Source organism: Ralstonia sp. TCR112 (assembly GCF_007997035.1).
GTDB lineage: Bacteria > Pseudomonadota > Gammaproteobacteria > Burkholderiales > Burkholderiaceae > Ralstonia > Ralstonia edaphi.
The window spans coordinates 1-18216 of the sequence record NZ_VOSS01000150.1; the positions used below are offsets into that span (position 1 = coordinate 1).

Here is an 18216-nt window from a genome sequence, read left to right on the forward strand (position 1 = left end):
GGCAGGGTACGGCCACACCATCGTGGATCGGTTGCTAGGGTCGATGTTTCAGCTGTTGGAAAAAAACGCACCGCGTATTTGCGGTGGCGTTTTTGCTTGCGCATCGTGTGCTTACTTTCCAGGCACCAGATGCACGCGCGACTCGGTCGCGGCTTCGACGGCCTTGCGCGAATACAGCAGCGGGAAGTATTCGCCCTTGAGCCACAGCGGTGCCAGGTCGCGGTAGTGCGGGCTGTCGGGGTTGCCGGACTGGCCGGGGAGGTTGACGGCGCGGGAGTTGTCCCAGTTGCCGACGTCGACCACCGTGCGGAACGATGGGCCGTTGGTCTGCAGGAAATCGCTCGCGCGATACGTCGACTGGTTGGGCGTGTAAGCGCTGCCGCCTTCAGGCGTGGGGCCGACGTTGAGCTTGGCGCGCGTGGCCTCGTCGACGATGGCGGCGAACGGATGGGCGTTCAGGTTGTGGTGCAGTTGGCCCCAGTTCCACGCTTGCGGGTTCGGGCCCTGGCGCTTGACCATATCGGCCCACGCATTCTTCAGACTGGCGAGCAGCACGGCATCGCGTTTGGCGGCGGCTTGTTGCGGGTCTTCGCCGAATTTGCGTTCGCTGCCTTGCGGGTGCTCCAGCGTGTCGAGCATGACGGCGGTATCGGGCGCGGCCATTGCCTCGGCGCCGGCTTTGGACAGCACGGCATTCTTGAACGCGCCGCCAAGGTGGTGTGTGAACCAGACTTCATGCAGCGCGGCCTGCGGCGAATACGCCAGCATGGTCGCGTTCCAGCCCTTGAACAGGTTGAGCGCGGCTTGTGTGTCGGCGTCGTTGGACGACAGTGGCGCCAGCAGGGCCATCAGCCTGCGCGCGGGATCGAAACCATGTCGTTCTGCAGGCGCATCGAATCTTCGATCGACACCTTGTCCAGCCTGGCCAGCACTTCGTCAATGCGTGCGTGGCGCGAGCCGTTGGTCCACTCGAAGCCGAGTTTTCGCTCGCGGTATGGGTAATCCTGCGGCAGGTTCATCTCGTTGGACGAGGTGAAGTAGCCCGACTTCGGGTTGTAGGTGCTGGGCAGTTGATCGCCGCGCCAGAAGCCGGCCCATTCGAAGCGGCCGTCGCCGGGCACGGGCAGCAGGCCGTCCCAGTTGGGGCGGATCGGGGCGAGGCCGCCAGGCACCCAGCCGATGTTGCCCTTCGTGTCGGCATAGACCTGGTTTTCGGTGGGGGCGCCCCAGTTCATCATTGACTGCTTGAACTGCGCGAAGGTGCGTGCGCGCATGTAGCCGACCGAGCCGAAATACGGCGACATGCCCGGCGACAGCCACGCGGAGCGCACCGCGTAGGCGCGGTGCTTCTCGGCGTCGACGTAGATGACCGGGCCGTGGCGCGTGAAGGTGAGGTCGACGGGGCGGGAGTCACCGCCGCGCACCTTCACCGTTTCGTGCAGCACGGTGAAGGGCTCCCAGCCGCCGTTGTAGCGGTATTCGCTGTTGTTGGCCGGATTTAGCTCGTAGACGTAGAGGTCTTCCTGGTCGATGTTGAAGATGGTGAGCCCGAACGCCACGTGGCCGTTATGGCCGATCGACACGGCCGGCAGCGAGGGCTCTCCGGCGCCGATGATGTCGAGCGTGGGTGTGCTGACGTGGGCGATGTAGCGCAGGCTCGGTGCCGAATACGCGCGGTGCGGGTCGTTGGCCATCACGGCGCGGCCGGTGGTCGATTTGCCCGGCGCGATCACCCAGTTGTTGCTGCCCTCCATCGTCTCTTCGAGGTTGGCGGCGGCCGCGACGCGCGTGCTGTCGACGTCTACACCCTTGAGCGATTCCGGCGTGAGTTTCACGCCTTGCGTGGCGAGCGTGAAGACCTTCAGCAAGTCCTTCGGCAGGCATGGGTCTAGGCCTTCGGGCAACTGGGTTTGCCAGGCGGGCTGCAGGCCGAAGCGGACGGTGTCGTCGGCGAGGTTGGCCTTGCAGGTCACGTTGGCGCGTGCAACTTCCGATTGCAGATTGCGCGTCAGGCCGTGGCTGCGGATGCGCACCACGTCTTCCGGTGCCCAATGCGCGGGCGCGTAATTCAGCTTGCGGAATTCGAACGGCATCTGCTCCGGATGCCTGGCCAGCCAGTCGACATACGCGTTGATGCCGGCTACGAAGCGCGTGGCAATGCGCTGCGCGTCGGGGCTGTAGCGGTTCCATTCGACCTGCATGTCGCCGCGATAGAGAAACAGCCGCGTGGCGCGATCCTGTTCCACATAGGCCGGGCCGAACACTTCCGACAGTTCGCCCAGACCCCGGCGGCGCCACAGGTCGATCTGGAAGAGACGGTCTCGCGCGGCATTGAAGCCTTGCGCGAAGAAGCCATCGTCTTCGCTCTTGGCGTAGATGTGCGGTACGCCCCAGCGGTCGATCAGGATATCGGCGGGCTTTGACAGGCCGGGTACGGCGATGGTCTGCGTGGCCGTCGTGGGCGCGTCTTTGGCTGCAGCCTGCGTCGAAATGCCGAGTGCAACGGCAGACAACAGAACGGGAAGCGAACGGATAGGCATGGCGATGCAGTCTCCTCTCTGAGCCCGGAATGCCCGCGCAGCCCAGATGGGGCAGGGAGGATTCAGGCGTTCTTATGGATGCAGCAGACAGCCGCGAGCGCGGCTGATGGGAAGGGCAAGCTGGCCGATCGGCTGAGCGGGTGCTGGCAACTGCTAGGGGAGAGATGCCCCACCGATCGGCACAGACCAACGAGTATGCGGATGCGCCGCCACATACGCCAATGACTTTTGTTCGGTCAACCATTCCGTCAAGGCATGGTTGCCGATGTGTCATGCCAGCGTTTCGGGCCCCGTCTTGCGATGCACATTGGCGGCCAGCACGTGACCCAGCTCGCCCGGGAAGATCGGCTTGGTGATGACGGATTGATAACCGGCTTCCTTCGCTGCCTTGAGGCGGATCGGGTCGGCAAATGCCGTCACGGCGATGGCGGGCAGGTCGGTCAAACCGCGTTCGCGCACGGCCCGCACGAGCTGCATGCCGTCCATGCCCGGCATGGCCAGGTCGCTCACCAGCGCGTCGAAGGGGTAGGCGTTGGCCGCCGCTTCCTCCAGGGCATCCAGCGCCGCCGCACCGCTGGGTACGGTGACAACCTCGGCGCCATAGCGCTCCAGCATCAGTGCGATCACGCCGAGCGATTCGGGGTTGTCGTCCACCGCCAGCACGCGGATGCCGTCCAGCGTCGGCATGCCCGTCCCCGCGACGAGGCCCGGCGTGCGGTTGGCCTGTTCGCCCGGTTGCGCGGCATGCAGCGGCAGCGACACGGCCATGGTGGTGCCACGGTCTGCGCCACTGCTCGCGGCGGTAATGCGGCCGTGATGCAGCTCGACGAGTTGCTTGGCAATCGCCAGCCCCAGGCCGAGCCCGCCGTGGCGGCGCGTGCTGGACAGATCCGCCTGCTGGAACCGGTCAAAGATATGCGGCAGGAAGGCGGGCTCGATGCCGATGCCCGTGTCGCGCACGGTAGCGACCACGCCTTCGGGCGCCGGATGTACCGAAAGCCGGATGTGCCCGCCCTCGGGCGTGAACTTGACGGCATTGGCCAGCAGGTTCCAGAACACCTGCTTCAGTCGCCCGGCATCGCCTTGCAGCGTCGGCACCGGCAGGAATTCGGTCTCGATGGTGATGTTCTTCTGGCGCGCCATCGGCTCGATGGTCTCGCGCGCCCGTTCCAGCACGTCGGCCAGGTCCACGGGGCCGATCTCCAGCGGGACCTTGCCCGAGAGGATGGCCGACATGTCGAGCAGATCGTCGATCAGGTGAACCTGTGTGCGCGCACTGCGCTCGATGGCTTCAATGCCGCGCTTGAACATCGCCTCGTCGTAAGGGCGCATGTTCAGCAGCTGGGCCCAGCCCAGTACCGCGTTGAGGGGGGTGCGCAGTTCGTGGCTGACCGTCGCCAGGAAGTCGTCTTTCAGGCGGCTGGCGCGCTCGGCTTCCTCCCGCGCGCGGGATTCGGCTTCGAGCAGCTGCGTGCGGCGGGCCTCGGCCTGGCGGCGCTCGCTGATGTCGATCACGGCGTTGGTCAGGCCGATGATCTCGCCGGTGTCGTCGCGCAGCGGCATGACCACCACGTCGTAGACCACGCGCTGCGTGTGGCGCCGCCGGAAGGCGAACTCCACGCGCGTGGGCGTGCCGGTTGCGATGACGCGCTGGCCTGCCTCGGTCAGGCGCGATGCGGCGCGGCGGCCGAACACTTCGCGCACCGTCCGCCCCAGCAGCTGTTCGGGCTGCAGGCCGAACACGGGGTTGTGAACCCACGTGAAGTGCATCGTGTTGTCGACGTCGTAGAGCGAAATGGGCGAAGCCTGCAGCGCGGCCAGCAGGCGTTGCTGCGACAGGCGTTGCTGGGTTTCAGCCCGCGCGCGCCGTTCTGCTCCCGCGCGGGCGCGGCGCAACTGCTCGCACAAGGCGCAGATGAGCAGCGCACCGACCCCAAACACCGTCATCTGGATTGGCGTGAGCGGCACGGCGGCGGGCCAGCTCTGCAGCGCGGCCAGTCCCGTGAAGAGCCCCGCATAGCAGACGATCGCCAGGATCCCCGGCCAGAAGCCGCCGTACCACGCGGCAATCGTCACCACCGGAAAAGCCAGGTAAAAGGGCAGGTGGATGCCCAGCGCCGATTCGAGCAGCAAACGCCCGATCGTGCCGACTACGGCAGCACCGATGGCCACCAGCCATGCTGACGGACGTATAGCCGGCGCACCGTTGAACCCGGTCGTGCTGAAGGGCCCAGGGTCCGGCAACCGGGCAGGGTCAGCAGCGCGCGCGTCCGACGGGCGGGATGAAGAGGGCAGGATGGACGTCACAGTCGGGCGCAATACCGGGCGTAGAACAAGGCAGCCAAAGGTGACTCAGGATACGAATTGGCCGCCTCCGATGCCATCGGGGTTTCGCTGACACGCTTGCAAGACAGCGCCCGATTCTTGCTCAGGCCAGCAGCGGCGCGGCCTGGCGGGTTTATCCCCCTGAAGAGGGGTGTCCCGCTGGTCCCGGGAGCGGATCGCGCATGCGGTCGCGCTGCGTCAGCGCGGGGAACAGCCGCATCCAGGCGGCCACCACCAACAGCGTGCCGAGGCCGCCAATCACTACCGAGGCCACCGGCCCAAACAATCCGGCCAGCATGCCCGACTCGAATTCGCCCAACTGGTTGGACGCGCCCACGAACACGGAATTGACCGCACTCACGCGCCCGCGCATGGCATCGGGCGTATCGAGCTGCACCAGCGACGTGCGGATCACCACACTGATCATGTCCGATGCGCCCAGCAGCACCAGCGCGAGCATCGACAGCGGCAGCCAGCGCGACACCCCGAACACCAGCGTCGCCAGCCCGAACACGGCCACGGCGGCAAACATCACCCGGCCAACATGCCGATCCAGCGGACGGTGCGCTAGGAAAAGCGCCATGCCCAGCGCCCCAACCGCCGGCGCCGAGCGCAGCAGCCCCAGCCCCCACGCGCCCGTGCCCAGGATGTCGCGCGCATAGATCGGCAGCAGCGCCGTCGCACCGCCCAGCAGCACGGCAAACAGGTCCAGCGAGATGGCGCCCAGCACCACCGGCCGCCTCTTGATGAACGCGATACCCGCAAACAGCGATTCGAGGCTCACCGGCGTGCTGACCGGCACCGCACGCTCCATCCGCACCAGCGCCAGCAACACGTGTGCGAGCAGAAAGAGCCCGGCTGCCGTGGCATACACCACGGGCGCACCGGCCACGTACAGAAAACCGCCCAGCGCCGGCCCCAGGATGACGCCGGTCTGCCCGGCGGAGCTGGACAGCGCCACGGCGCGCGGCAATGCCTGCGGCGGCACGAGCGTCGGGAGCAGCGCTTGCAGCGTCGGCGTCTCGAACGCGCGCATTGCGCCAATCACGACCACGCACAGGAAGATGGGCTGCACGCCGGCATGCCCATTCGCTGCCATGACGGCCAGTGCAAGCGCCACCAACGCCTCGATGGCCTGACACGCGCGTACGACGTACCGCCGATCGTAGCGGTCCGCAATATGGCCGGAGGCCAGCACCAGCACCACCGACGGCAGAAACTGCGCCAGCCCGACCAGCCCCAGGACATAGGCGCTGCGCGTCAGGTCGTAGATCTGCCAGCCGACGGCCACCCCGAACATCTGGTAGGCGAACGTGGTGGACAGCCTGGCGAACCAGAACAGCCGGAAGGCGGGGTAGGAGAACGGCGCATGTGACAGCGTTTGCGCAGATGCGGAAGAGGAAGCGGGGGAAAGACCGGCGTCGCCAGACACGTTGGAAGTGCGCCGGAAGCCGGCGATCAATGAAGGAGGCGGAAAGAATGCGTGAACCGACCGTCATCCTAACGGAACTCCGCCCTGTGGTGCCGGCCGCCCGGGTACGTGGCTTGCGGAACTGCCGGTACATCGTTACAGGAGATTTCATCATGGCCACGCATCACGCCCGGTCCAAGCCGGTGCCGGCCAAATCGAAGGCCAAGCAGCAGAACCACCGTTGGTCGCACCATGTGATGGAAACCAGCGACGCGCTGGACCTCGAACCCGACATCTTCAAGTCGCGCAGCCCCGCGCGGATTGCGGCATCGCTCAAGGCATCGGCCGAGCACAGCCGGCGGCGCAAGGGGACGGCATTCCAGTCGGCCATGTCGATGCTGACGTTCTATATCAATCGGGCGGGGCACAACCTGAGCGCCGGGCGGCGCCGGATTCTCGAACGCGCCAAGGACGCGCTGCGTGCCGAATTTGGCCGCCCTGCGCACGGCACGGCGAAGGTCCGGCATTGAGGAACGGACGGGGCTCAGATGGTCAGCATGACGCTGAGCAGTTGGCGAGCGACGGCCTTGTAGTCGGCCTCGTCGCCCTGGGGCGAATACGTAGACAGTGTCTTGCCCCGGTATTTGACCGTGACGATGCCGTTGCGGGTCGAATAGGTGGCCTCGATGCTTCTGCCGCCACGCTCCAGGTTGAAGGGAATGGTCTCGGCGACCAGTCGCGCGGTTTCGTGTGTTGACGGCGGTGTGGGCGGTACGGCCGACAGCGGAGCGTATGAGGCGGGGGCTTGTTCGGGGTGGCGCATGGCGCCTCCTCTTGGGGGACACGGGTATGCACTGCAACGCATGTTCCGTACCAGCCCGGTTTGGCGTGCCAATGCCGTGCGGCCGCACGAAAAGTGGCACGTCGACGGTGAGAAGGCGCTCGACATGTGCGTGGGTTTGACGTCATGCGTCGGTCCGCTGACGATATTTGTCAGATTTGTAAACGCAATTAACCGCCAGGCATTTTAGGACCCGTGCAAATCCGGGCTATCAAGGCGGAGGGGCAGGTGCCATTCTGGTAAGTGCCATGGCGCGCGCATCGAAGCCACCGCATGCAGATCGCGCCTTGCAGGCACCCCTGCCGACGTTCCAACCATGCCAACAAGGAGGCGATATGGGTTCCCATACCTACAAGATGATCGAGCTGGTCGGTTCTTCACCCGACTCCAGCGATGCGGCGGTCCGCAACGCCATCGCGCGCGCGGGCGAGACGCTCAAGCATCTGGACTGGTTTGAAGTGCTGGAAACGCGAGGCCACCTCGTCGACGGCAGGATTGCCCACTGGCAGGTGACGATCAAGGTTGGAATGCGGCTCGAGACGCTGGAGAGCGAAAAGTCCGCCGGCAAGAAGAAGGGCAAATAGCGGGTCAAGAAAAAAGGCGGCCAGGATTGCTCCGGCCGCCTTTTTCATGAGGACTGCGCTGCAGCGTTATTGCGCCTGCGTGAAGTCCAGTGCGTTGGTCAGGTCGCCCATCGGCTTGTTGCCGTTGGAGATGAGCGCGGCGTCACGTTGCTTGATACCCGGCAGCGTCGGCAGGTCGAAGCGGTGCGTGATCAGGCGCAGGACCGAAGCCGTGTCGTACTGGGTGTGGTCGACGAAACCCTTCTTGGCGAACGGCGAAACGATGATCGCCGGGATACGCGTGCCCGGGCCCCAGCGATCGGCCTTCGGCACCGTGGCGTGGTCGTAGAAGCCACCGTTTTCGTCATACGTCACGACGATCACCATGTTCTTCCACTGCGGGCTCTTCTGCAGCTGGGCAATCACGTTGGCGATGTGCGCGTCGCCGTCAGCCACGTTGGCATAGCCCGGGTGCTGGTTCAGGTTGCCTTGCGGCTTGTAGAACGTGACGGCGGGCAGCTTGCCTGCGGCGGCGTCTTGCAGGAAGGCGGCGTCGTAGTCGCGCAGGTGGGCCGCACGCTCAGCAGCGCCGCTGGCCGTGGCCGGGTCAAAGCGGCTGAAGTAGTTGAACGGCTGGTGGTGCGGTTGGAACTGGATCGAACCGCTGTAGATCACGCTGCGCGTAGCGTTCGGAGCGTCGGCAAGGGCCGCGTTCCAGGCGCCGGCGTACCAGGCCCAGTCCACGCCGCGAGCGGTCAGCAAGTCACCGATGTTGGTGGTCGACTGCTTCGGCAGGGTGGTGGCCTTGGTCGGATCGGCGTAGGCCGCGTTGCCGCTGGCCACGGCGTTGCCCGACGGCTGGTACGGCGGCTGCATCGTGTTGACTGCATACGCACTGCCGTCCTTTTCCAATGGCGTCAGGTTGCCGTCCTTCGTCGGGTTGCCATCGTCGGCAGCGCCTGCGTACGAGGTCGGCGCACCAGCCATCACCGAGCTTGCAGCCGGGATGAGCGCCGGGCTGCCGTCTGCATTCGTCTTGACATTGGCGATGCTGCCCTTTGCCGGCGAGGTGGCGGCGTTCGGGTAGATCGGTGCACATGCGCAGACCAGGTACTGGTGGTTCAGGAACGAACCGCCGAATGCGCCCATGAAGAAGTTATCCGCCAGCGTGTATTGCTTGGCGATGTTCCACATGGCCATCTTGCTGCCGTCGTAGTAGCCCATGGTCAGGCCGCCGGCATCGGCAAAGGCGGCGAACTTGTCGTTCTTTCCACCGTTGATCTGCATCTGGTTTTGATAGAAGCGGTGCCAGAGGTCGCGCGTGATGACGTTCTGGCCGACCACCGTGCCCGTGCTACCAAAGCCCGAGGCGCTGTCGATCTGGAACATCTGGTTCGGCATGTTGGCCGTGGACGCCTGCGTGATCTGCACGCTTTGGCCGGCTGCGGTCACGCCACCCCACGTGGGCGGCAGCGTCGGCAGCACCGAGCCGTCGAAGTCCTTCTGCGCAACGGCGGTACCGGTCGAAGTCGGGTTCACGCCGGGGATGCCGTTGGCGCCCGGGAACAGGCCGTACAGGTTGTCGAAGCCGCGGTTTTCCGCGTAGATCACCACGATCGTCTTGACGTTGTTGGCCAGCGCCACGCGCTTGGCCACGCCGTCGCGCAGGGTCTTGCCGATGTCGCCGCCATTGACAACGGCGTCGGCGATCAGATCGATGGCCTGGTCGATTTCAGCCTGCAGCGCAGCCTTGATGCCAGCGTCGGCTTCCTTGTTGTGGTCGTCGAGCAGCTTGTCGACCGTCACGCCAAGGCGGGCGGCGAGCGCCGTCTTGGCCGCGTTCAGGTCGCCGCCGTTGCTGTCCATCAGCACGGCCAGTTCGGTCGAAATGGCGCTGACGACGGCGTTGGCGCCAGCCGGCGCGCGAAACACCAGCGGCTGCGTGATGGCCGTGTGGGCGCCGGTGTCCGGGTCGTTGCGGAACGCGTCCGTACCGATTTCAACGGCGATGGGGCCCGTGCCCGACAGCGTGTACGTGCCGTCCTTGGCGGTGCGCGTGCTGGTTTCACCGGCATCGCACTTGCCATTGTTGTTGGCGTCGATACAGACCTTGGCATTCTCGAAGTAGCTGCCCGTCACGACGCCCGAGGTGGACGCGGAGGCATTGCTGCTCGAATCGCTGCCACCACAGGCAGACATGCTGGCCGCGACCAACGCGGTCAGCGGCAAAAGACGAAGCGCTCGGCTCATGATTTCCCTGGTTTGTTGTGTGGGGGACGAAAGCGAGCCGGAGTCTGTGCTTCGTGTGTGACAAGTTGATGATGAAAACGCAGGCGTGGAACCGATTTCGCCCCAGTTGAGCGTGATGACCATCATCAGGATGAGCAGGGGCACCACCGAACGTTTGAAGACATTTGCCACCATGGGACCTCTCCAAGGGCTGACGTGACACGCGTTTGACGACATCAAAGTGTCATGGGACCCATGCTAAGTTGCAAGGCTCCCAACATTTCGCCTATCGCAAATGCGCCGCCCTCTGCCTGCCGCAACTCTTCGCGTGATCGTCGTTTCCGCGCTTGCGCTTGTCGGGCTGGCTGCCGGGTTGAGCGACTGCGGGCGAGGGGAGGCGGCCGTGACGCAGGCGGCATCCGCGCCGGCTGCCAAGCCAGTAGCGGCCCCCGCTTACGAAAAAGCCTTCTACACGATGATGGCGACGCGCCGCCCATCGGTGCCCGCGATGACGGCATTGGGCAAGGCGCTGTTCTTCGACCCGGCCCTGTCGGCCTCGGGCAAACTGTCCTGTGCAAGCTGCCACAGCCCCACGCATGCCTACGGCCCGCCGAACGATCTGTCGGTGCAGCTTGGCGGCACTGGCATGAACAGGACGGGCGTGCGCGCCGCGCCGTCGCTGCGCTACCTGCAGAACGTGCCGCCGTTCACGGAACACTTTTACGAGAGCGACGGCAACGACTCCGAAGACCAGGGCCCGACCGGCGGCTACACGTGGGACGGCCGCGTGTCGTCCACGCATGAGCAGGCGCGCATCCCGCTGTTGTCTGCACACGAGATGGCCAACGGCACGCAGGCCAGCGTCGTGGCCAAGCTGCGCAATGGCCGCCACGCGCAGACATTCCGTCAGGTATTCGGTAACGACATCCTCGACAACGAAGACACCGCCTTCCGCGCGGCACTGATGGTGCTTGAGGTCTTCCAGGAGACGCCGTCCGAGTTCTATCCGTACGACAGCAAGTACGACGCGTTCTTGCGCAAACAGGTGAAGCTGTCGCCGCAGGAGATGCGCGGTCTGCAGGCATTTGCCGATCCGGCCAAGGGCAACTGCGCGTCGTGCCACGTGAGCGCCATCAAGCAGGACGGCGCGTTCCCCGCCTTTACCGATTTCGGCCTCATTGCCGTGGGCGTGCCCCGCAACCGTGCGCTCGCCGCCAATGCCGACCCGAAGTTCTTCGACCTCGGTCTCTGCGGCCCCGACCGGACCGATCTGAAAGACCGCGCCGACTATTGCGGCCGCTTCCGCACGCCGTCGCTGCGCAACGTGGCGCTGCGCAAGTCGTTCTTCCACAACGGTGCGATCCATTCGCTGGAAGATGCGGTGCGCTTCTACGCCCAGCGCGACACGCAACCGCAGAAGTGGTATCCGCGCAAGGCGGATGGCACGGTCGACAAGTTCGATGATCTGCCCGCCCAGTACCGCGCCAACGTCAACATGGAGCCGCCGTTCGGGGGCAAGCCGGGCGATAAGCCCGTGCTGTCCGAGGCCGACGTGCGCGACATCGTTGCCTTCCTCAAGACGCTCACTGACGGCTACCGCCCCGCGCGCGCGGCGCAGGCCGGCGCTCAAGGCGGCAGCCGCGTTGCACAGCGCTAAACGTCCGGAGGCCTGCCGCGGCCCGTTTGTTGCAACACCTTGCGGGGGGATTCGCGCAAGGCCGCGCGTGCGCTGCGGTTATCATCGGCGGATCGTCTTTCTGCTGTTTTCCACTTCCCGCTATGACTTGGCTTGCTGACCCGTCCATCTGGATCGGCCTGTTCACCCTCGTGGTGCTCGAGATTGTTCTCGGCATCGACAACCTCGTTTTCATCGCCATCCTGGTCAACAAGTTGCCGCCGGCGCTGCGCGACCGTGCCCGGATGATCGGTCTGGGCCTGGCCCTGGTGATGCGCATGGTGCTGCTGGCCACCATGTCGTGGCTGATCGGGCTGACCAAGCCGTTGCTTACGCTGGGGCCCGTCGATCTCTCGGGCCGATCGCTCATCCTGCTGCTAGGCGGCTTCTTCCTGTTGTTCAAGGCCACGTCGGAGCTGCACGAACGTCTGGACGGCCAGCCGCAGGACGAAAGCCATGGCAGCGGGCACGGCAAGTTCTGGAATGTGATTGCGCAGGTGGTGATTCTCGATGCGGTGTTCTCCATCGACTCCGTCATCACCGCCGTGGGCATGGTCAACGACCTGCCGGTGATGATGGCGGCCGTGGTGATCGCCATGGGCGCCATGCTGTTTGCCTCGCGCCCGTTGACGGAGTTCGTCAACGCGCATCGCACGGTGGTGGTGCTGTGCCTGAGCTTCCTGCTGATGATTGGCTTCTCGCTCGTTGCCGAGGGCCTGGGCTTTCATATTCCGAAGGGCTATCTGTACGCCGCCATCGGCTTCTCGATCCTGATCGAGTTCTTCAACCAGGTGGCCCAGCGCAATACCGTGCGTTACGAGCGTCGCCGCCCGCTGCGCGAGCGCACCGCCGATGCCGTGCTCAGCCTGCTGGGCGAGCGTCGCGGCGCGCCGGCGGAGTCCGAATCGCACGAGGCGGTTTCGCACGAGGCGGGCCAGCACGTGCCCGAGACTGTGTTCCGCCCGGAAGAGCGCAGCATGGTCAGCGGCGTGCTCGACTTGGCCGAGCGGTCGGTGCGCTCCATCATGACGCCGCGCCACGATATTTCGTGGGTGGACCTGGACGCCGACGCGGCCGTCACGCGCAAGCTGCTGCTGGCTGTGCCGCACAACCAGTTTCCGGTGTGCCGCGGCGGGCTGGATGACCTCGTGGGCGTGGCGCGCGCCAAAGATCTGATGGGCGATCTCGACACCCGTGGCTCCATCGACGTAGACCGCAGCGTGAAGCCCGCGCTCAAGGTGTCCGACAACATCGGCATCCTGCGCCTGATGGATCAGCTCAAGCGTGCGCGCGGCCGCATGCTGGTGGTGACCGATCCGCTGGACGTCGTGCAAGGCGTGGTGACGCCCATCGACGTGCTCGAAGCCATTGCGGGTGAATTCCCCGATGAAGACGAACGCCTGGGCGTGGTGGAAGTCAGCGATGGCTGCTGGGAAGTCGCCGGCGAGGCGGACCTGCGCCAGCTCGAAGATGTGCTGCACGTCGACTGGCTGCTCGACGAAGGCGGCGGCGCCACGAGCCTGGGCGGTTACCTCTTCAACCAGTGGGACCGCCTGCCCGAAGTGGGCGACACGCTGGTGCGCCACGATCTGCGTTTCGTGATCCTTGAAGCAGGGAGCCGCCGCATCGTGCGCGTGCGCATCGAGCGCATGGAAGATGTGACGGCCCCAGAGGCTGAAGCCTAAGACGCGGCCGATGAGGCCGCCTTGGTGCGCGCGCCAATCCAAGGCTGAGCACCCCCGCCAGCACGCACGCAATGCCGCCCACCTGGCGCGCGCTGACGGCCTCGCCGAGCAGCGCGGCTGCAAACACCACGGCTGCCACAGGCGCAAGCGCGGTGAACAACGATGCCTCGGCACCGCTCACGCGCGCAGCGCCGGCATACCAGAGCACAAAACCACCAACCGTCGGTACGATGGCGTAATAGGCCACGGCCATCAGCGCGTGCGTTGCCTGCGCCGATGCGTGCAACTGCCACGGTGCTTCCCACAGCGCGGGCGCCAGCGCCGTCAGCAAACCGAATGCACTCATTAATGCCGACAGGGCCAGCGGCGGTACCGGCGTACGCAGCCGCTTGTTGAGCAGGATGAAGAGTCCCTCGCACACCACGGCGCCCATCACCAGCAGATTGCCAAGCAGCGGATGTGCCGCGTCGCCGCGCGGTTGCAGGGCGATGGTCAGCACGCCGGCGGTGGCCAGCCCAATCGCCCCGAGCACCGCGCGCCCGGGCCGCTCCCCCAGCAGCACGATCGCAATGAGTGCCGACATGACCGGCAGCGTCCCAATGATGACGCCCGCGTCTGCGGCCGACGTGTGCCGCAGCCCCGAAATGAGCAGCGTCGTATAGCCCACGCTGCCGGCGGCCGCCTGCAGGAAGAGCAGCACCCAGTCGCGGCGTGCAAGCACGGGCCAGCGCGAACGGGTCATGCGCATGATGACGAGGAACATCGGCAGTGCCATCGCAAAGCGCAACGCCGTCGCCGTGAATGGCGGCAAGCCCGCCGCGATGATCTTGCTGGCCGCAACGGTGCTGCCCACCAGCACCATCGCCAGGGCAAGGTAGAGATAACCTTCAAGTCGTTTGGACAGTTTGGGCATATCGCATCCTGCGTGTGTGGAGGTCGCAGGATGGGCGCACGCGATGCGCGCGTCTTGAACGAAATTGCAGCGGCGGAAGCGTCGGAAGATGCGCCTAGCGCGCCGCCGCCACCATGCCCGGCGATACGCCGTACTTGCGCACGAACTGCCGCGTCATGTGGCTCTGATCGGCAAAGCCGCAGGCGGCCGCCACGTCCGCCAACGGCTCGCCTTGGGCGATCAGCCGACGCGCCAGGGCCACGCGCCGTTGCACCTGATAGGCGTGCGGTGTGAGGCCGGTCACGCGGGCAAAGCCGCGCAATACCTGGAAGCGGCTCAGGCCAGTTTCGTGTGCGAGGTCGAGGAGGGAGATAGCGGCAGCCGGGTCATCGTCGATGCGCGCTCGGGCAAGTCGGATGGCGTCGGGTGCAGCGTCGCCGTGTTTGCCGGTTGCCCGGTTTGCGGGATGCAGCGCGTCCGCCAGTACCGATAGCAGCAGCTGCTCGCGGAGCAGGGCGTCGCCTTGCGCGGCGGGCACGGTCATCTGCGCAAACAGCAGGCGGACGCGCGGTGCGAGATTGGCGTCGTGGATGACAGGGCGGTCAAACTCGGCATCCCCGGCCTGGCTGGGGTGCAGGTCGGTGGCCAGGTCGGTGACGACGCCGGGGTCGAGGTAAAGCATGCGCCACGCGCGACCAGCGTCGCCGATGGGTGTGCCATCGTGCACTTCAAACGGATTGACGGTGATGACGTCGCCCGCGCCGGCTTCCACCGTGCCGCGTCCGCTGAACGACTTCTGCGCCCCGCGATCGACGATGCCGATGCCGAACTGGCCATGCGTGTGACGTGGAAAAGCGTGACCGGAATCTGCAGCGACGGCTTCCACGCCGCGCATGGCGCAGCGGTGCATCGAGAACGCGAGGTTGGCCGGCCGGTTGGACAAAGGGCGGTTCCTTGTGAGGGGAATGCGCGAATCTGTGGGTCTGCAGCGTCGCAGCAGCATACGCTTTCTTCGCATTTCGCTCATTTTTTGCGCACAGGCGGTTGGTATGCTTCGGCTTTCTGCGGCAATGCGCCCGGTAAGATGACGCCGTGCCTGCGGCCGGGCACCGCGGGAACCGCTCCCGCGGCGGCGCCCGGCAGCCTCTGACTGATCCATGCGCCCGTCTTTCGGTATCACCTCCAAGCTGTTCGTTGCGTTGTTCATGCTGAGCATCGTCGTTGCGCTCGCCATGGGCGCGGCGGTGCGCTGGCGGTTCGACGCCAACTTTCTCGACTACGTGAATGCGCGCGAGGCGGAGCGCATGGCGTCGCTCGCGCAAGGCGTGGAGGCGGCCTACGCGCAGCACGGCAGCTGGGATTTCCTGCGCGACGATCGCATGGCGTGGTTCCGCCTGCTGCGCCGCGAAGGCGCGCGGGCACGCGCCAACGGCATGGGCGGTGACCGCTTCGACCTGCCGCCGGGCCATCGCTTCGAGCCGCTGCCACCCGGCCCCGACCGCAGCATGGACAGAGACATGCCGCCGCCCGGCCCGCCTCCCGCAGGCAGCATGCCGCCGCACCCGCCCAGCGAGCCGCCGATCCCACACTCGCCGATCTGGCTGCTTGATGCCCAGCGCAACGTCATCATCGGCGACGGGCCGCCGCTAGGGCCGAACGCGCGATGGCACGAACTGCACCACAACGGCCAGATCGTCGGCTGGTTGGCCATGCCGCCGCGCGTGCGCGTGCCCGAGGGCGCCGATCAGGCCTTCCAGGCGCAGCAGTTGCGCGCTACGTGGATCATCGCCGGGCTGTCGGTCCTGCTGGCGGCGCTGGTGGCGGTGCTGCTCGCACGCGGTCTGCTGGCGCCGATGCGCCGGCTGACCGATGCCGCCCGCCGCATGGCCGACGGTGACTACGCCACGCGCGTCGACGTGCATTCGCGCGATGAACTCGGCGAGCTGGCGGCGGATTTCAACCACCTTGCTGCGTCGCTGGAAGCCAACCAGAAGATGCGTCGTCAGCTCACGGCCGACATTTCGCATGAGCTGCGCACACCCCTGGCCGTGCTGCGCGGCGAACTGGAAGCGCTGGAAGACGGCGTGCGTCCGTTGACGGCCACGTCGCTCGCGTCATTGCAAGCCGAGGTGTCGACCCTCAGCAAGCTCATCGACGACTTGTATGAACTTTCGCTGGCCGATGTGGGCGCGCTGGCCTTCCACATGGAGCCGCTGGATTTGGCCGACACCGTATGCAGCGCCGTGCAGGGCTTTACGCCGCGCCTGATGGAAAAGGGCATCGCGCTGCAGCTCGACGTGCCGGCGGCGCCGTCGCATGCAACGATGATCAGAGGCGACGCGCAGCGGCTGCGGCAGGTCATGCAGAACCTGCTGGAAAACACACTGCGCTATACCGATGCCGGCGGCACGCTGCGCGTCCATGTTCACCAGGACGGTGGCTGGCAGCAGATCGACGTGCAGGACAGCGCGCCGGGCGTGCCCGAAGCGATGCTGCCGCGCATCTTCGACCGCCTGTTCCGCGTGGATGCCTCGCGCAGCCGGGCGCAGGGCGGGGCAGGCCTGGGCCTGAGCCTGTGCCAGACCATCGTTGCCGCACACGGCGGCACCATTGAAGCCAGGCATTCGCCGTTGGGCGGGCTGTGGATCGCCATTCGCCTGCCTGTTCTTGATGTGCTTGATCCGCTAGCCGACCATGATTCTGATCATTGAAGACGAACCCAAGCTGGCCGCGTTGATGACCGACTATCTGCGCGCCGCTCACTACGAGACCGAGTGGCTCGCCGATGGCACGCACGCTGCGCAGCGCATTCGCGAGACCGCGCCGGAACTCGTGCTGCTCGACCTGATGCTGCCGGGCAAGGACGGCCTGGAAATCTGCCGCGAGGTGCGTGCCTTCAGCGAAGTGCCCATCGTCATGGTGACGGCGCGCGTGGAAGAAATCGACCGCCTGCTCGGTCTCGAGCTTGGCGCCGACGACTACGTCTGCAAGCCCTTCAGCCCGCGCGAACTGGTGGCGCGCATCAAGACCATCCTGCGCCGCGTACAGCGCGCTGGCGGCGTGCCGGAGAACGCATTGCAGATCGATGGTGCAGCCTATTCCGCCACGCTGCGCGGCCAGCGGCTCGACCTCACGCCGGTTGAATTCCGCCTGCTCGCCGCGCTGGCTGGGGCGCCGGGGCGCATCCTCTCGCGCTCGAACCTGCTTGAGCAGATCTACGACGATCACCGCATCGTGACCGACCGCACCGTCGATACCCACATCAAGAACCTGCGCCGCAAGATGGAGCAGGTGAGTCCCGGCACCGAGCTGATCCATTCCGTCTATGGCGTCGGTTACCGGCTCGACGCCTGAGGTTCAAGAAAACTCCACGGTTTGCCCACCTTTGGTGCGTTGTCGATGGCTACAGTGAGCACATGGCCGGCATGTCCGGCCGACGATCTCATCAGGAGCCTCAACATGACCGCTGTGATTTCCCGCGTAGCCGGCATTGCTGCCGGACTTTTGCTTTCATGCGCCGCGCTGGCCCAGACCGCCGGCCCCGGCGCCGTTCCGCTGTCGCCCATGCCACCCATGGCGCCACATGGTCCGGGCATGATGGAGCGCGGGCCAGGCGCCGGCCCGGGCGGCGCACGCGGCATGGGCCCGCATCATGGCGGCGCGCCTTTTCTGCGTGGCCTGAAGCTCAGCGAAGAGCAGCGCGACAAGATTTTCGCCATCCACTATGCGCAGATGCCGGAAGCGCGTGAGCAGCGCAAGGCCATCGAGCATGCCCGCCGCGATCTGCACCAGATGGTGGCCTCCGGCCAATACGACGAAGCGCGTGCACGCAGCCTGACCGAATCGCTGGGCCGCGCCGTGGCCCGCGAAGCGCAGCTGCGTGCGCAGGCCGACGCGAAGATCATGCAGGTGCTCACGCCGGAACAGCGCAAGCAGGTCGGCGAGCGTGAAGCCCAGCGCGTGGCGGAACTCGAGCCCGGAGAGGCTGGGCCGGAAGCCCCGCCGATGATGTAATCCGGGGCTCGGACCAAAGATGGGGGCGCGGCGCGCGGCTG

12 protein-coding genes and 2 pseudogenes are annotated in these 18216 nt (G+C 66.1%); 7 read left to right on the forward strand and 7 right to left on the reverse strand.

Annotation, left to right across the window (positions count from 1 at the left end):
• Positions 1-111 precede the first annotated feature (111 nt).
• The 3 genes and pseudogenes from FUT88_RS24530 to FUT88_RS24540 form a co-directional block, all read right to left on the reverse strand.
• Positions 112-2540 (reverse strand): annotated as a pseudogene (locus FUT88_RS24530) (penicillin acylase family protein).
• Positions 2541-2810: 270 nt separating this feature from the next.
• Complete coding sequence (locus FUT88_RS24535; RefSeq protein ID WP_186829373.1) at positions 2811-4859, reverse strand: ATP-binding protein; 2049 nt, start codon at positions 4857-4859, stop codon at positions 2811-2813.
• 139 nt (positions 4860-4998) lie between these two features.
• A complete protein-coding gene (locus FUT88_RS24540) occupies positions 4999-6297 on the reverse strand; it encodes an MFS transporter (RefSeq protein ID WP_147219086.1) in 1299 nt (432 codons plus the stop codon).
• A gap of 152 nt (positions 6298-6449) precedes the next feature.
• Here FUT88_RS24540 and FUT88_RS24545 point away from each other — a divergent pair, with 152 nt between their 5' ends.
• The gene (locus FUT88_RS24545; RefSeq protein ID WP_147219088.1) at positions 6450-6806 is read left to right on the forward strand and encodes a DUF3175 domain-containing protein; all 357 of its coding nucleotides are present in this window, start codon (positions 6450-6452) and stop codon (positions 6804-6806) included.
• Between the two features lie 14 nt (positions 6807-6820).
• On the opposite strand, the gene FUT88_RS24550 is transcribed toward FUT88_RS24545, so the two are convergent.
• Positions 6821-7099 (reverse strand): hypothetical protein, encoded by a 279-nt coding sequence (locus FUT88_RS24550; RefSeq protein ID WP_147219090.1) that lies wholly within the window; start codon positions 7097-7099, stop codon positions 6821-6823.
• 353 nt (positions 7100-7452) lie between these two features.
• Here FUT88_RS24550 and FUT88_RS24555 point away from each other — a divergent pair, with 353 nt between their 5' ends.
• Positions 7453-7701: a dodecin gene (locus tag FUT88_RS24555; protein ID WP_147219092.1), complete on the forward strand. Its 249-nt coding sequence runs from the start codon at positions 7453-7455 to the stop codon at positions 7699-7701.
• A gap of 66 nt (positions 7702-7767) precedes the next feature.
• Here FUT88_RS24555 and acpA read toward each other — a convergent pair whose 3' ends face one another.
• On the reverse strand, positions 7768-9930 hold the full coding sequence (acpA, locus tag FUT88_RS24560; protein WP_147219094.1) for an acid phosphatase: 2163 nt from the start codon (positions 9928-9930) through the stop codon (positions 7768-7770).
• Positions 9931-10204: 274 nt separating this feature from the next.
• Between acpA and FUT88_RS24565 the strand changes: the two genes are divergently transcribed.
• Together FUT88_RS24565 and FUT88_RS24570 are read left to right on the forward strand one after the other, a co-directional pair.
• Entirely contained in the window at positions 10205-11566 is a 1362-nt protein-coding gene (locus FUT88_RS24565; protein WP_147219096.1) for a cytochrome-c peroxidase, read from the forward strand.
• 122 nt (positions 11567-11688) lie between these two features.
• A complete protein-coding gene (locus FUT88_RS24570; RefSeq protein ID WP_147219098.1) occupies positions 11689-13269 on the forward strand; it encodes a TerC family protein in 1581 nt (526 codons plus the stop codon).
• 19 nt (positions 13270-13288) lie between these two features.
• On the opposite strand, the pseudogene FUT88_RS24575 reads toward FUT88_RS24570, so the two are convergent.
• Together FUT88_RS24575 and FUT88_RS24580 are read right to left on the reverse strand one after the other, a co-directional pair.
• Positions 13289-14182 (reverse strand): annotated as a pseudogene (locus FUT88_RS24575) (DMT family transporter); the annotation flags it as partial.
• A 94-nt stretch (positions 14183-14276) separates the two neighbouring features.
• Positions 14277-15056 carry an AraC family transcriptional regulator gene (locus FUT88_RS24580; RefSeq protein WP_147219130.1) on the reverse strand — a complete coding sequence of 260 codons (780 nt, stop codon included), beginning with the start codon at positions 15054-15056 and terminating at the stop codon, positions 14277-14279.
• Positions 15057-15318: 262 nt separating this feature from the next.
• On the opposite strand from FUT88_RS24580, the gene FUT88_RS24585 reads away from it, so the two are divergent.
• The 3 genes from FUT88_RS24585 to FUT88_RS24595 all read left to right on the forward strand — a co-directional run bounded on the left by FUT88_RS24585 (position 15319) and on the right by FUT88_RS24595 (position 18175).
• Positions 15319-16872: an ATP-binding protein gene (locus tag FUT88_RS24585; protein ID WP_147219100.1), complete on the forward strand. Its 1554-nt coding sequence runs from the start codon at positions 15319-15321 to the stop codon at positions 16870-16872.
• On the forward strand, positions 16856-17515 hold the full coding sequence (locus FUT88_RS24590) for a response regulator (protein WP_147219102.1): 660 nt from the start codon (positions 16856-16858) through the stop codon (positions 17513-17515). Before FUT88_RS24585 ends, FUT88_RS24590 begins: the two co-directional genes overlap by 17 nt.
• A 105-nt stretch (positions 17516-17620) precedes the next feature.
• Positions 17621-18175 carry a Spy/CpxP family protein refolding chaperone gene (locus FUT88_RS24595; protein ID WP_147219104.1) on the forward strand — a complete coding sequence of 185 codons (555 nt, stop codon included), beginning with the start codon at positions 17621-17623 and terminating at the stop codon, positions 18173-18175.
• Positions 18176-18216: the final 41 nt, after the last annotated feature.

Coding starts and splice junctions, on each gene's coding strand:
- FUT88_RS24545 (WP_147219088.1), top strand. CDS start 6,450: ATGGCCACGCATCACGCCCGGTCCAAGCCGGTGCCGGCCAAATCGAAG.
- FUT88_RS24550 (WP_147219090.1), bottom strand. CDS start 7,099: ATGCGCCACCCCGAACAAGCCCCCGCCTCATACGCTCCGCTGTCGGCC.
- FUT88_RS24555 (WP_147219092.1), top strand. CDS start 7,453: ATGGGTTCCCATACCTACAAGATGATCGAGCTGGTCGGTTCTTCACCC.
- acpA (WP_147219094.1), bottom strand. CDS start 9,930: ATGAGCCGAGCGCTTCGTCTTTTGCCGCTGACCGCGTTGGTCGCGGCC.
- FUT88_RS24565 (WP_147219096.1), top strand. CDS start 10,205: ATGCGCCGCCCTCTGCCTGCCGCAACTCTTCGCGTGATCGTCGTTTCC.
- FUT88_RS24570 (WP_147219098.1), top strand. CDS start 11,689: ATGACTTGGCTTGCTGACCCGTCCATCTGGATCGGCCTGTTCACCCTC.
- FUT88_RS24580 (WP_147219130.1), bottom strand. CDS start 15,056: ATGCGCGGCGTGGAAGCCGTCGCTGCAGATTCCGGTCACGCTTTTCCA.
- FUT88_RS24585 (WP_147219100.1), top strand. CDS start 15,319: ATGCGCCCGTCTTTCGGTATCACCTCCAAGCTGTTCGTTGCGTTGTTC.
- FUT88_RS24590 (WP_147219102.1), top strand. CDS start 16,856: ATGATTCTGATCATTGAAGACGAACCCAAGCTGGCCGCGTTGATGACC.
- FUT88_RS24595 (WP_147219104.1), top strand. CDS start 17,621: ATGACCGCTGTGATTTCCCGCGTAGCCGGCATTGCTGCCGGACTTTTG.